The 13,565-nt window shown below is 68.6% G+C and carries 12 protein-coding genes; 4 read left to right on the top strand and 8 right to left on the bottom strand.

Translation table 11 applies throughout. The annotated features are described in order from the left end of the window. The first annotated feature begins 77 nt into the window (after window positions 1–77). Entirely contained in the window at window positions 78–545 is a 468-nt protein-coding gene (locus tag RCAP_RS05885) for a transglycosylase SLT domain-containing protein (RefSeq protein WP_013066916.1), read from the top strand. Between the two features lie 56 nt (window positions 546–601). Here the strand turns inward: RCAP_RS05885 and RCAP_RS05880 are convergent, their stop codons facing one another. Then, complete coding sequence (locus tag RCAP_RS05880; RefSeq protein ID WP_013066915.1) at window positions 602–3,109, bottom strand: ABC transporter permease; 2,508 nt, start codon at window positions 3,107–3,109, stop codon at window positions 602–604. Then, the gene (locus RCAP_RS05875; protein WP_013066914.1) at window positions 3,106–3,774 is read right to left on the bottom strand and encodes an ABC transporter ATP-binding protein; all 669 of its coding nucleotides are present in this window, start codon (window positions 3,772–3,774) and stop codon (window positions 3,106–3,108) included. Before RCAP_RS05875 ends, RCAP_RS05880 begins: the two co-directional genes overlap by 4 nt. Here RCAP_RS05875 and RCAP_RS05870 point away from each other — a divergent pair. Next, complete coding sequence (locus RCAP_RS05870; protein ID WP_080514583.1) at window positions 3,764–4,471, top strand: arylesterase; 708 nt, start codon at window positions 3,764–3,766, stop codon at window positions 4,469–4,471. The two genes, RCAP_RS05875 and RCAP_RS05870, sit on opposite strands and share 11 nt — an antisense overlap. 36 nt (window positions 4,472–4,507) lie before the next feature. Here the strand turns inward: RCAP_RS05870 and RCAP_RS05865 are convergent, their stop codons facing one another. From RCAP_RS05865 to hemC, 3 genes are all read right to left on the bottom strand, one after another. Further along, complete coding sequence (locus RCAP_RS05865; RefSeq protein WP_013066912.1) at window positions 4,508–5,710, bottom strand: MFS transporter; 1,203 nt, start codon at window positions 5,708–5,710, stop codon at window positions 4,508–4,510. 39 nt (window positions 5,711–5,749) lie between these two features. Next, on the bottom strand, window positions 5,750–7,126 hold the full coding sequence (locus RCAP_RS05860; protein ID WP_013066911.1) for an FAD-binding oxidoreductase: 1,377 nt from the start codon (window positions 7,124–7,126) through the stop codon (window positions 5,750–5,752). A gap of 103 nt (window positions 7,127–7,229) precedes the next feature. Beyond that, window positions 7,230–8,174 (bottom strand): hydroxymethylbilane synthase, encoded by a 945-nt coding sequence (gene hemC / locus RCAP_RS05855; protein WP_037091270.1) that lies wholly within the window; start codon window positions 8,172–8,174, stop codon window positions 7,230–7,232. A gap of 119 nt (window positions 8,175–8,293) precedes the next feature. Here hemC and hemE point away from each other — a divergent pair, with 119 nt between their 5' ends. Beyond that, window positions 8,294–9,328 carry a uroporphyrinogen decarboxylase gene (gene hemE, locus RCAP_RS05850; RefSeq protein WP_013066909.1) on the top strand — a complete coding sequence of 345 codons (1,035 nt, stop codon included), beginning with the start codon at window positions 8,294–8,296 and terminating at the stop codon, window positions 9,326–9,328. Window positions 9,329–9,399: 71 nt separating this feature from the next. Here hemE and RCAP_RS05845 read toward each other — a convergent pair whose 3' ends face one another. Further along, window positions 9,400–11,412 (bottom strand): DEAD/DEAH box helicase, encoded by a 2,013-nt coding sequence (locus RCAP_RS05845; RefSeq protein WP_013066908.1) that lies wholly within the window; start codon window positions 11,410–11,412, stop codon window positions 9,400–9,402. Window positions 11,413–11,615: 203 nt separating this feature from the next. Here RCAP_RS05845 and RCAP_RS05840 point away from each other — a divergent pair, with 203 nt between their 5' ends. Continuing rightward, on the top strand, window positions 11,616–12,026 hold the full coding sequence (locus RCAP_RS05840) for a lipoprotein (protein WP_013066906.1): 411 nt from the start codon (window positions 11,616–11,618) through the stop codon (window positions 12,024–12,026). A gap of 18 nt (window positions 12,027–12,044) precedes the next feature. Here the strand turns inward: RCAP_RS05840 and RCAP_RS05835 are convergent, their stop codons facing one another. Further along, window positions 12,045–13,109, bottom strand: coding sequence for a class I SAM-dependent methyltransferase (locus RCAP_RS05835; protein WP_013066905.1), 1,065 nt, complete (start codon window positions 13,107–13,109; stop codon window positions 12,045–12,047). Between the two features lie 21 nt (window positions 13,110–13,130). Beyond that, on the bottom strand, window positions 13,131–13,484 hold the full coding sequence (gene clpS / locus RCAP_RS05830) for an ATP-dependent Clp protease adapter ClpS (RefSeq protein WP_013066904.1): 354 nt from the start codon (window positions 13,482–13,484) through the stop codon (window positions 13,131–13,133). Between the last annotated feature and the right edge of the window lie 81 nt (window positions 13,485–13,565).

Below are 13,565 nucleotides of genomic sequence, written 5' to 3'. Positions count from 1 at the left end.
CGCGGAAAATTCCTTTGCCGCAGGGATCACGCCTCGGTATCACGGCTGAAACGAACCCGTGAGCGACTGGAGGCCACATGCTGTCCCGCCGATCCCTGCTGCTGAGCTTTGGTGCCGCCCTGGCGCTTTCGGCTTGTGGTACGGGCCGTCAATCGTCGAAAAACCCGCCCGATGGCCTGCTGAAACCCGGCGAAAGCCCCGCGATGCGCGCCAAGATCAACCGCTGGGCCGATCATTACGACGTGCCGCGCAGTCTGGTGCACCGGATCGTGCAGCGCGAAAGCGGCTACAATCCGGGCGCCCGCAACGGCCCCTATTACGGGCTGATGCAGATCCATCCGCGCACCGCGGGGACGATGGGCTTTGACGGCTCGGCCGCGGATCTGCTCGATGCGGATACGAACCTGAAATACGGGGTGAAATACCTGCGCGGCGCCTGGATGTGTGCCGATGGCAGCGAAAGCCGCGCCGTGACCTGGTATGCCAAGGGCTATTACTACGAAGCCAAGCGCCGCGGCATTCTGGAAGAGGTCGGGCTGGCCTGAGACCCGCCACCGCAGATCAAACGCCCCGCCGGACCCTGTCCCGCGGGGTTTTTCGTTCAATCCTGCGCCCGCAGCACCTGCGCCGGACGCACCGAAAGCGGGCGTGCCGCAAAGAGCAGCCCCGCGATCAGCACCGCCGCCATGCCGCCCAGCACGATCTCCCCGGCCGAAACCGGATCAAAGCGGAAGGTCGCCTCCATCACGAAGCGCAGCACCGCCCAACCGGCCAGCGCCCCCACCGCCACCGCAATCGCCCCCGAGGCCGCGCCCAGGATCAGCGCCCGCAGCGCAAAGGACCGCAAGATCAGCCCGCGCGTCGCGCCAAGGGTCTTGAGCAGCGCCGCTTCCCGCGCCCGGGCTTCCTCACCCGCGGCGGCCGCGCCCAGAAGCACGGTGAAGCCGGTCAGCAGCGTGACCGAGGCCGCCAGCGCCACCGCCCGCGCGATCGCGGCCAGCGCGTCGCTGACCCGCCCCATCGCCTCGCGCACGGGGATGGCGGTCACGGTCGGAAACTCTTTCGAGAGCGCGCGCAGGATCGGCGCCTCCTCGGCGGGGGGGGCGTAGATCGTCGCCAGTTCGGTATGCGGCGCCCCCGCCAGCGCATTGGGCGAAAAGGTCAGCACGAAGCCGATCCCCATGGTGGAAAAATCGACATCGCGGAACGAGGCGATTTCGGCCTCGATATCCCGCCCCAGAATGTTCACCGTCAGCCGGTCGCCCAGCTTCAGCCCCAGTTCCGCGGCCTCCTTGGCCGAGACGGAGACGAGCGGCGGGCCGGCGTAATCCTTGGGCCACCACTGCCCCGCGGTCAGCTTTTCACGCGGGGTTTCGGCAAAAGTCACGCCGCGGTCGCCGCGCAAGACCCAATGCTCGCCCGCGACCTTGCGCGCGTCTTCGCCGTTGATCTTCGTCAGGATGCCGCGCAGCATCGGCACGGTATCGACGCGCGAGACACCGGCGAACTCCTGCATCCTTTCCACCAGCGCCGGGCGGTCCGGCGGGGGAATGTCCATCAGGAAGAAGGCAGGCGCCAGTTTCGGCAGGTCTTTCGCAATGGCGCCGCGCAGCCCGCTTTCGACCTGACCGACCGCGGCCAGAACCGAAAGCCCAAGGCCCAGCGCCAGAATGACCGCCACAGCCTCGGATCGCGGCGCGCCGATGGCCGCCAGCGCCGCATGCAGCGCCGGAAACCGGGCGCTTTGCGGCCCAAGGCGGCGGGCCAGACGGCGGATGCCCGCCGCGGCGAAGGCCAGCGCCAGAAGCGCCCCCGCCACACCGCCCAAAGTGCCCAGCGTCAGCGCGGGCAGGCCCGAAAACGCCACCGCCGCGCCCAGAAGCGCCGCCGTCAGCGCGCCGATCAGCGCCAGCATCCCCCAGCCCGGCAGGCCGCGCCGCGCCCTCTGCGCCTCGCGGTAGAGCGTGGCGGCGCGCAGTTCGGAGAGCTGCGCCAGCGGCCAAAGCGCAAAGATCGCCGCCGTCAGCGTGCCATAGATCGCGGCCTCGAGCAGCGGCCGGGCGGCAAGCGTCACCGTGACCGGCACCGGCATGGCGGCGGCAATCGGGCCCTGCGCCGCCAGAACCAGCGCCGCGGCCAGCGCAAGCCCCGCCAGCACGCCAAGCACCGTCAGCGCGGCCAGCTGGATCAGAAACGCGCCCCGGATCGTCGCCCCCGAGGCGCCGAGCGCCCGCAGCGTGGCAATCGTCGCCGCCTTGCGCGCAATCCAGGCCTGCACGGTGGCAAAGATGCCGACGCCCCCCACCGCCAGCCCGGCGAGCCCCACCAGCACGAGGAAAGAGCCGAGCCGGTCGGTAAACCGTTCGACCGCGGGGGCGGCGCGGCGCGCATCGCTCCAGCGCATCCCCGCGCCGTCAAAGCGCTTTTGCGCCGCGGATTTGAGCGCGGGCAGGCTTTGCCCCTCGGGCAGGGTCAGGCGGTATTGCGTTTCGTAAAGCGAGCCGGGGGCCAGAAGCGGCGTGCGCTCCAGCGCCGAAAGCGCCACCACCGAGCGCGCGCCAAAGGCCATGCCCGCCCCGCCCGCATCGGGTTCGGTCATGAGCCGCGCCATCAGCACGAAGTCCTGCCCGCCCAGCCGGAAGCGATCCCCGGGCTTCAGCGCCAGCCGGTCGGCCAGCACCGGATCAAGGAAAGCCCCCGGCAGACCGCCCTGCCCCGCCAGCGCGGCCACGCCGACCGGCGGATCGAGCACCACCTGCCCGACCAGCGGCCAGTTTTCATCGACGCCCTTGAGCTGCGTCAGCGCGGTTTCCGCGCCGTCGCCCGTCGTCGCCATCGAGCGCAGATCGACCACCTCCGAGACCCGGGCGGCCTGAGAGACGATCCAATCGCGCTCGGGCGCGGTCGCGCGGCGATAGGTGAATTCCAGCTGCGCCTGCCCGCCCAGCAGCACCGCGCCCTGATCGGACAGCCCGGCCCGGATCGCCTCGCGCACAAGGCCGACGGCGGCGATGGCGGCCACGCCCAGCATCAGGCACAGAAGAAAGATCCGAAACCCCTTGATCCCGCTGCGCAATTCCGCACGGGCGATGGTGACCGCCAGCCTCATGCCAGCCGCCCGTCGGCCAGACGCACCAGACGGCTGCAGCGCGCGGCCAGATCCGGCGCATGGGTGACCAGCACCAGCGTCGCCCCGGTTTCCGCCTGCAGGGTGAAGAGAAGCTCGATGATCGCGGCGCCATTCGCGGCATCCAGATTGCCCGTGGGTTCATCGGCCAGCAGGATCGCCGGGCGCGGCGCGACGGCGCGGGCCAGCGCCACGCGCTGCTGCTCGCCCCCCGACATTTCCGACGGATAATGGTTGCGCCGATGGCCAAGCCCGACCCGGGCCAGTTCCGCCTCGGCGCGGGGCAGCGCATCCCTGGCCCCGGCGATCTGCAAGGGCAGCGCCACGTTTTCCAGCGCCGTCATCGTGGGGACCAGATGGAAAGACTGAAACACGATCCCCATGTTGCCGCGACGAAAGCGGGCCAGATCATCCTCGCCCAGCGCGGTCAGATCGCGGCCCAAGGCCAGAACCTGCCCGCCCGTGGCGCGTTCAAGCCCGCCCATCAGCATCAGAAGCGACGACTTGCCCGACCCGGACGGCCCCACCAGCCCCACGCTTTCGCCGCGCAGGATATCCAGCGTGATCGCATGCAGGATCTCGACGGGACCGGCATTTCCGGCCAAGGTCAGTCGCGCGTCGGCAAGGGAGAGAACGATGTCGGTCATCTGGGCCTGTCTGCAAAGGGGATCAACCGGATATGGGGTGCGGCGGCGGCTGGGCAAGGCGGCGCTTGCGGGGATTTTCGCGCTGGGCATCGGCGGGGGGGCCGCGGCCGAGCCGGTGACGCTTCTGGCCGTGGGCGACAGCCTGACCCAGGGGTACGGGCTGGACCCGGATCAGGGGCTGGTGCCGCAGCTGCAGGGCTGGTTGCGGACGCGGGGCGCCGAGGTGACGGTGATCAATGCGGGCGTGTCGGGGGACACGACATCGGGCGGGCGGGCGCGGCTGGGCTGGTCTTTGACGCCCGAGATCGATGCGGTGATGATCGCGCTTGGCGGCAATGACATGCTGCGCGGCCAGCCCCCCGCGCAGGCGCGCGCGAACCTTGATGCGATGCTCTCCGAGGTGACGGCACGGGATCTGCCGGTGGCGCTGGTCGGTCTGAAGGCGCCCGGCAATTACGGCCCGGACTGGCAGGCCGGTTACGATGCGATCTGGCCGGAGCTGGGGGCGAAATACGGTGCGGTGGTGGTGCCCGATCTGCTGGCGCCGATCGCCGCCAAGACGCCGGAGGCGCGCGCGGCCGAGGGGCTGATGCAGGCCGACAACATCCATCCCTCGGCCAGGGGGGTGGGGCTGGTCGTCGACGCCTTGGGGCCGAAAGTGCTGGAGCTGCTGGAGCGGGTGAAGCCTGCGCCCTGACTTTCGGGGAAAGGGCGTATTTGGGCCAAGAAAAAGTCAGCGGTTTCGGTCAAGCCCGATCAGCAGCGCGGCGCCAAGGAGGGACAGGGCCGCGCCCAGAAAGGCGGCAAGGCCATAGCCGCCAAGGCCGGTGCCAAGGGCGAAGCAGGTGGCGGAAAAGGCATCGCCCGCCAGTTTTTGCAGCGCCATCAGCGAGGCGCCCGCGCCCGGGCGCTCGGCCATCAGATCCTGCAGATAGGCCATGGGTTGCGTCAGCACGATGGCGCCGCCGATCGCGCCTGACAGCGTCAGCGCCCAGACGGCGGGGGTCTCGGCCAGAAGCGGGATGCCCGCCAGATGGACGGCGTAGAGAAATGTGCCCAGCGCGATCAGATGGGTGCGCTTGACCCTGGTCGCAACAAAGGGCAGCGCCAGCATGAAGGGCACCTCGAGCCCGGCCATGATCCCCGCATAAAGCGCGGTGTCAGAGGCGCCGCGAAAGGGAATGCCCGCAAAGACCAGCCCGACGACGACCATGTAAAGCATCACCGCGCCGTTGATCGTGCCAAGGGCCAGAACCCGGATCAGCACGCGGGGATGGGCGATTTCGGTCAGCGCCTCGCGGAACGAAAGGCCAGAAGGGATGTCTTCCCAATGGGTTGCGCCGTCGCGGGGCCAAAGCCATGCGGTCAGCCCCAGCATCAGCGCCGCCAGCACCAGGCAGACCGGATAGATCGCGGTGAGCGGCGTCGTGCCCTGAAACACCACCGACCAGATCGGCAGCACCACGACCCAGGGCAGCGCGAAAAGCGCGCGCAGGGTGGAAAGGACGGCGGGCCGGTCGGCCTCGGGCTGGGTGGTGGCGGCCAGACGGGCCAGCGCGAAGATCTGCCCGAAGATGGCGCTTGAGATCGGCAGCAACAGCGCATGCGCCAGCACGAAGGCGGGGGTGGCGGGGGCCAGCGCCATCAGCGCCGTGCCCAGCGTCAGCGCCGTCACCGTCGTCAGCGCGATGGCGCGGCGGTTGGCGCGCTGATCAGCGAGGATGCCGAAACCGACCGAGGTGGCGACGGCGACCAGCGAGGCCAGGATCAGCAGCGCCGAAAAGGCGTGATCGGAAAGGCCGAAGACCTTGACCGCAAGCGAGGACACATAGGGCGCGATCGTCGCCGCATGGGCGCCGAACAGGACCAGAAGGCAGGCGGCCAGCATCAGGGTGCGGTCGCGCAGGATCGGGCGGAAGGGGGCGGCAAGGGACATGGGGGCCTGATGCGCCTGGCAGAGGCGATTCTCAACCCCCTAAGGCAGCACCTTGCCGGGGTTGAGGATGCCCTTGGGGTCCAGCGCCGCCTTGATCGCGGCCATCATCTGCAGGGCCACCGGGTCCTTGTGCGCCGCCATCGTCGCGCGCTTCGAAATCCCCACTCCGTGTTCGGCACTGAAACTGCCGCCCAGGGCGACCGCCTCGGTGCTGACCCGGGCCCGGATCGCCTGCGCCAGCACGGGATCGGGGCGCGAGGGGTAGGCGGTGTAATGGATGTTGCCATCGCCCAGATGCGCGATCACCAATTCCTCGGCGCCGGGGTCGAGCTCGGCCAGCGCAGGCGTCATCCGGGCCAGAAAGTTCTCAAGCCGGTCCAGCGGCAGGGCGATGTCGCAATCGACGATATCGGGCGTGGTGAAGGTGATCTCGGCCGCCGATTCGCGCATCTCCCACAGCTTGCGGCGCTGGCTGGCGGATTGGGCAATCACCGCCTCGGCGATCTGCCCCGCCTCCATCGCCGCGCCAAGCAGGGCTTCCAGCGCGGCACCGGGATCGGCGCCGGGCACGGTGGTCGCGGTCTCGATCAGCAGATTGACCGGGCGGGGCGCATAGGGACAGGCCAGCGCCGGTTTCAGCCGGGAAAGCCGCGCCATGTAACGATCGGGCATGAATTCGAAGGCCTCGACCGCGCCGCCCGTGCCGGATTGCACGGTGTTGAGCAGCGCGAGCGCCTCGGACAGGCTGTCAAGCCCGACCAGCGCCGTCGCATAGGCCCCGGGCGCGGGCACCAGTTTCAGCACGGCAGCGGTGATGACGCCAAGCGTCCCCTCGGCCCCGATGATCAGATCGCGCAGATCGTAGCCGGTGTTGTCCTTGTGCAGGCCCGTCAGCCCGTGCCAGATCCGGCCATCGGCCAGAACCACTTCGAGCCCCAGACACAGGGCCCGGGCCGAGCCGTAGCGCAGCACGTTCGAGCCGCCCGCATTGGTCGAGAGAAATCCCCCCACCATCGCCGAGCCCTTGGCGCCGAAACTCAGCGGAAAGGCCAGCCCCTGCGCGGCGGCAAGATCCTGCAAGGTTTCCAGAACCACCCCGGCCTCGGCCACCACCGTCCGCGCGGCGGGGTTCAGATCGCGGATGCGGTTCATGCGGGAGAGCGAGAGCATCAGCGCACCGGGCGCGAAGGTGCCCCCGTTCAGCCCGGTATTGCCGCCAAGGGGCACGACCGGCGTGCCGGTCTGATGCGCCAGACGCAGGACCGCGGCCACCTCCTCGGTGGTGCCGGGGCGGACGACGGCCAGCGGTTCCCAGACATAATGCCCGGTCCATTCGCGGCCATAGGCCAAAGCTTCGGCCCCGCGCAGAACCTGCGCAGGGCCGAGAAGATCGCTCAGTCGGTCAAGAAGATCCATCGGATCCCCCGGCTCAGGCCGCGCTTTCGCGTATTTGCACCAAGAAGAAACGGCATTGGTTTCTTCTTGGCCCAAATACGCCCTTCGCGCGGGCGCGGCAGGCTTACCGCCAGCAGAAGAAATCCGCGGGCGCCTTGGCCAGCAATTGTTTCGCCAGCTCCGCCCCCAGCGCCACGCCATCGGCGGCCGGGCCGCGGATCTCGCCGGTGATCGTCTCGGAGCCATCGGGACGCAGGATCTCGCCGCGCAGCCAGATCTGATCGCCTTCCAGCACCGAAAGACCGCCGATCGGGGTCTCGCAGGAGCCGTCGAGCGTCAGCAGGAAGCTGCGTTCGCAGGCCAGCCGCAGGCCCGAAGGCGCGTGATGGATCGCATCGAGCAGCATCTTGGCCCGGGTGTCGGCCTCGCGGCGTTCGATCCCGATGCAGCCCTGCGCCACGGCGGGCAGCATGTCCTCGGGCTCGATCGCGGATTTCGCCACTTCGGACATGCCCAGACGGTTCAGACCGGCCAGCGCAAGGAAGGTGGCATCGGCCACGCCTTCGCCCAGTTTCTTCATCCGCGTCTGCACGTTGCCGCGGAATTCGACCATCTTCAGATCGGGGCGACGCGCGGCAAGCTGGGCGCGACGGCGCAAGCTGGAGGTGCCCACCACCGCGCCCTCGGGCAGCTCGGCGAGCGAATTGTATTTCATCGAAACGAAGGCGTCGCGGGTGTCTTCGCGCGGCAGGTAGCAATCGAGGATCAGCCCCTCGGGCTGAAGCGTCGGCATGTCCTTCATCGAATGCACGGCGATGTCGATCGAGCCCGCCAGCATCGCCTCTTCGATTTCCTTGGTGAAAAGGCCCTTGCCCCCCACCTCTTTCAAAGGCTTGTCGGCGGCGATCAGCGCCGCATTGTCGCCCGAGGTCTTGATCACGACGATCTCGAAGGCCTCTTCGGGCAGATCGAACGCGGCCATGAGCCGCGAGCGGGTCTCAAAGGCTTGCGCGAGCGCCAGAGGGCTGCCGCGGGTGCCGATCTTCAGCGGGGCGTTGGGCGAGGGCATCTGTTCCATGCGCTTGGCATAACCGCGTCAGATTGCCCGCGCAAGCTTTACAAGTGTCAACAGTGCTTGACATTCAGCCGCAGGGGACGCTGTTAAGGGGCAAGAAGGAGGCCCTCCAAATGACCGACAAGACGATCCTGCGCGCCCTCAAGGGCGAAGTTCTTCCCACGCCGCCGGTGTGGCTGATGCGGCAGGCGGGCCGCTACCTGCCGGAATACCGCGCCACCCGCGCGCAGGCGGGCGATTTCCTCAGCCTGTGCTACACGCCGGACCTTGCTGCCGAAGTGACGCTGCAGCCGATCCGCCGTTATGGGTTCGACGCCGCGATCCTTTTCGCCGACATCCTGCTTTTGCCGCAGGCGCTTGGCCTTGATCTGTGGTTTGAAACCGGGGAAGGGCCGCGGATGTCCACCGTGACCTCGATGGAGGGCGTCAAGGGCCTCAAGGGCAAGGACGACATCCACGACAAGCTCGCCCCGGTCTATGAGACCTGCAAGATCCTGTCGCGCGAGCTGCCGAAGGAAACCACTTTCATCGGCTTTGCGGGCATGCCCTGGACCGTGGCCACCTACATGATCGCGGGCCGCGGCTCCAAGGATCAGGCGGCGGCGCACAAGTTCAAGGACACCGACCGGGCGGCGTTTTCGGCGCTGATCGACGCGGTGACCGTGGCGACGATCGAATACCTGTCGAAACAGGTCGAGGCGGGCTGCGAAGTCGTCAAGCTGTTCGACAGCTGGGCCGGTTCGCTCAAGGGCCAGGATTTCGAGGATTTCGCGGTCGAACCCGCCCGCGTCATCACCGCCGAGATGAAGCGCCGCTTCCCCGGCCTGCCGGTCATCGCCTTCCCGCGCGAGGCGGGCCAGGGCTACATCGGTTTTGCCGAAAAGACCGGGGCGGATTGCGTCGCCATCGACAATTCGGTCTCGCCGGACTGGGCGGCGGAAAACGTGCAAAAGGGCAAGACCTGCGTGCAGGGCAACCTGGACCCGTCCTACATGGTGACCGGCGGCCAAGAGCTTGTGGAAGCGACGAAAAAGGTCGTCGCCGCGTTCAAGAACGGGCCGCATATCTTCAACCTCGGCCATGGCATCACGCCCGAGGCGAACCCGGACAATGTCACGCTCCTGATGGAAACCATCCGCAAGGGCTGAGCGCGCAAGGGCGTATTTGAACCAAGAAAAAGGGGGCCGCGAGGCCCCCTTTGCTTATCTGGCGCAGCGGTTCAGAAGCTGCGCGGTTTTTTCGGGCCGGGCTTGCCCGCGGGTTTCGCGCCGGGCTTGGCAAAGCTTTTCGCGCCGTATTTCGGCGCCGGTTTGCCCTCTTTCGCGGCGGCACCGTGGCCGCCTTCGCGGGCCCAGGGGGCGGCCTTGCGGGGTTTCGGCGCGGGCGCGTCGCCCGCAGGCTTGCGGGCCGGATGGGCCGGGCGCTCGGCGCGGTCGGATTTCTCGAAACGCTCGGTCTTTTCAAACCGCGGCGCGCGTTCGGCCCCCTCTTCGCGCGGCGGGCCCTTGCGATGCGGCTTCGGCGCCGGTTTGTCGCCATAGCTGCCGCGCGGGGCATAGGGTTTCTTCTCATAGGGCTTGCGATCGCCGGTCTTGCTCCAGCGGTCGGGCTTCGGCGCCGGACGGTCGAGGCCCTCGGGCATGCCCGGCAGGTTTTCGACCGTGCATTTGCCTTCCATCACCCGATCGGCGCCCAGACCCGCTTCGAAACGGTCGGCCATCGATTCATGGATCTGCACGAAGGTCTGATCCTGCATCACCCGGATCATCCCGATGTCGCGCCGGGTCAGATCGCCCGCGCGGCACAGCATCGGCAACAGCCATTTCGGGTCCACCCATTGGTCATGGCCCATCGAGAGCCGATACCAGCGCGCAGCCCCGAATTCCTCGCGCGCGCGGGGCTTCGGCCCCTCGCCCACGCTGACCGGGATCACATCCTCGGGCGCGGTGCGGGCGGCGCGGAAATGGCGCAGCACGGCGGCGGCGAGCTGCTTCGGCTCATGCGTTTCCAAAAGCCGGGCGATGGCGTCGAATTCCTCGGCCGTCGCGGGCTCGGTCAGCGCCGGTTCCGTCAGCAGACGTTCCTGATCGCGGGCCAGAATATCCTCGGGCGTCGGCGCCCCTTCCCAGGTCACCGAAACCTGCGCCTCGCGCAGAAGCCGCTCGGCCTTGGCGCGCACGTTCAGCGGCACGACAATGGCCGAAAGCCCCTTGCGCCCGGCCCGGCCGGTGCGGCCCGAACGGTGCAACAGCCCCTCGCGGTTCATCGGCAGATCGGCGTGAATCACCAGCTCCAGCCCCGGAAGGTCGATGCCGCGCGCGGCAACGTCGGTGGCGATGCAGACCCGCGCCCGGCCGTCGCGCATCATCTGCAGCGCGCGCGAGCGTTCGTCCTGCGTCAGCTCGCCCGAGAGCGCCACGACCGAGAAGCCCCGGTTCAGAAGCTTGCCGGTCAGATGCGTCACCGCCGCCCGGGTCGAGCAGAAGACGATGGCGCGTTCCGCCTCGTGCAGGCGCAGCAGGTTGACGATGGCATTTTCACGGTCAGAGCGGTCCACCAGCACGCCGCGATAGTCGATATCGGCATGGCTCTCGCGCGAGGACACGGTGGAAATCCGCTCCGCCTCGCGCTGGAAGGTCTGCGCCAGACGTTCGATCTCGCGCGGGACGGTCGCCGAAAACATCAGCGTCCGGCGCCCCTCGGGGGCGGATTCCAGAATGAATTCCAGATCTTCGCGAAAGCCCATGTCGAGCATCTCGTCGGCCTCGTCCAAGACGACGGCCGAGAGCGCCGACAGATCCAGCGCCCCGCGGCGGATGTGATCGCAGATCCGCCCGGGCGTGCCCACAACGATATGCGCGCCGCGTTCCAGCGCCCGACGTTCGGCCCGGGCATCCATGCCGCCGACGGCGCCGGTGATCACCGCCCCGGCCTTTTCGTAAAGCCAGCTCAGCTCGCGGCTGACCTGCACGGCCAATTCGCGCGTCGGCGCCACCACCAGCGCGCGCGGCAGATCCGGGTAAGGCGAGATGCCGTTTTCGCCCAGCAACTCGGCCGAGATCGCCAGCCCGAAGGCCACCGTCTTGCCCGACCCCGTCTGCGCCGAGACGAGGAGATCCCGTCCGGCCAGCTCGGGGCGCGTCACCGCGTCCTGAACGGGCGTCAGGGCATCATAGCCCCGCGCGGACAGAGCCTCGGCAAGCGCCGCGGGAAGATGGGGGAAGTCGGTCATATGGGGGGGCTTTCGCTACAATCAAAGCGAAGCCCATACGCCCAATCCGCCCGAAAGGAAAGCCCCGTTCTGCCGTCACGGCAAATATCGCCCGTTCACCCTGGTGCAAATATCCCGGGGGGGCGCAGCCGGGGGGGCAGCAGCCCCCTCTCCGGTTGCCTTTTTGCGCGCCGGGCGCAAGAATGCCGCAAACGGAGGGTTCCATGCGCAAGCTGATCGGGTTCGGTATTCTGGGCGTCGGTGTTCTGACCGGCTGCGGCACGCCGCAGGAACAATGCATCAACCGCGAAACCCGCGAGATCCGACATCTGCAGGACATGCTTGACGAGATCGAGGGCAATCTGGCGCGCGGCTATGCCTATGAGGATTACGACGTGCCGATGACGCGCTGGGAACAATGCGGCACCGACGTGATCCGGCGCGGCAATGGCACGGTGATCGAGAAACCGCGCATGTGCCTGGAAGATTACACCGTCACCCGCACCCGCGAAGTGGCGATCGATCCGGTCTCGGAACGGCGCAAGCGCGACGGGCTGCGCGACAAGATCGACGAGCTGACCCCCGCCGCCAATGCCGCGATCCGCGCCTGCAAGGCGGCCTATCCCGAGGAATAGGCCACCTCGCGCCAGCTGTCAGCGCCGCCGCCGCACCACCCGGCGCGCGGCGGTTTCGGGTGCGGGCTTTTCCGGTTTCGTCGCATGCGCGATCGGACGCTCGGCCCGGATCACCCGGAAGGCGCCGTCGCGGCCGCCGGGCGGGGTGAGCTCCTCGACCTCGTGGAAACAGTCGCGCAAGGCCGCCTCATAGGGCAGGTGCCGGTTCGCCACCATCCAGAGCGTCCCCGAGAGCGACAAGAGCCCCGCCGCGGCGCGGATGAAGGCCAGCCCCAGCCCCGGATCGGCGGCGCGGGAGGTGTGAAAGGGCGGGTTCATCACCACCGCCAGCGGCCGGGCGTCAAGCTTCACCCGGGTCGCATCGGCCCAGTGAAACCGCGCCCGCGGATCGGTCAGGTTGCGTTTGGCGCAGTCGAGCGCGGCATGTTCCGCCTCGACCAGATCGACCGCCTCCACCCCCTTGCGCGCCAGAACCTGCGCCGCAAGCCAGCCCCAGCCCGCGCCCAGATCGACCACCCTTGCGGGCAGCGTCTCGGGCAGGCAGGCGGCCAGCAGCGCCGAGCCGCGGTCGATGCCATCGGCCGAAAACACCCCGGGCAGCGTGGTGAAGCCGGGCGCGGGCTGCAGCGGCCGCGCCTCCCAGCCCGCCAGCGCCCCCGGCGCGGCGGCAAAGGACAGGATCTTGCCATGCGCCTTGGCGATCGGATCGGTGATCGGCACCAGCCCGCGCAGGTCTTTCAGCAGCGAGTCGATGCCGTCAGTCTTCAGCCCGTCCACCCAGATCGGCCCGCCCGGCACCACCCGCGCCGCCGCCTCGGCCAGCAGCGCCCGCGCCTCGGCCTTGGCGCGCGGCACGAAGACCACGGCGGCGGCAAAGCCGCGCTCCCCGGTCGCGGCGGCAACGGCAAAGCCGCGCGCGGCCAGCGCGTCGTGATCGGGCCGGAAGCCCTGCACCAGCTGCAGCCGGTCCTTTGGCAGATCGGAGAGGTCGGTCTCGGCGGTGGGACGGTAAACGACGATCCGCCCCTCGGGCGGCAAAGCTTCGGGCGCCTCAAGCGCCAGCGACAGACGGGGATGGCTCATCAGATCGGAGGGGTGCCCCCCTCACTCCTTTTCCATGGTGCATTGCAGCGGGTGCTGATGGCGGCGGGAAAAATCCATCACCTGCGAGACCTTGGTCTCGGCCACCTCGAAGGAATAGACGCCGACGACGGCCAGCCCCTTCTTGTGCACGGTCAGCATGATTTCGAAGGCCTGGGCATGGGTCATGCCGAAGAAGCGTTCCAGAATATGCACGACGAATTCCATCGGCGTGTAATCGTCGTTCAGCAGCATGACCTTGTACATCGGCGGCCGGGCCGTGCGCGGGGCGGTCTTGACCGCAAGTCCGGCCTCGCCCGCGCCATCCCCCTCGCCGTCTCCGGCGCGAGGGGCGCTGAGGTATAGGGGGTCAAGCACGGGCAGTCCTCCGCAGTGTCGAAAGGGTCGAATCGGTGTCAAATATCCATGATCGCAGGGAATCGTGGATCCGGGGTTCAA

It is taken from the genome of Rhodobacter capsulatus SB 1003 (assembly GCF_000021865.1).
Taxonomy (GTDB): Bacteria; Pseudomonadota; Alphaproteobacteria; order Rhodobacterales; family Rhodobacteraceae; genus Rhodobacter; species Rhodobacter capsulatus_B.
This window is presented reverse-complemented; position numbering and strand designations above follow the sequence as displayed.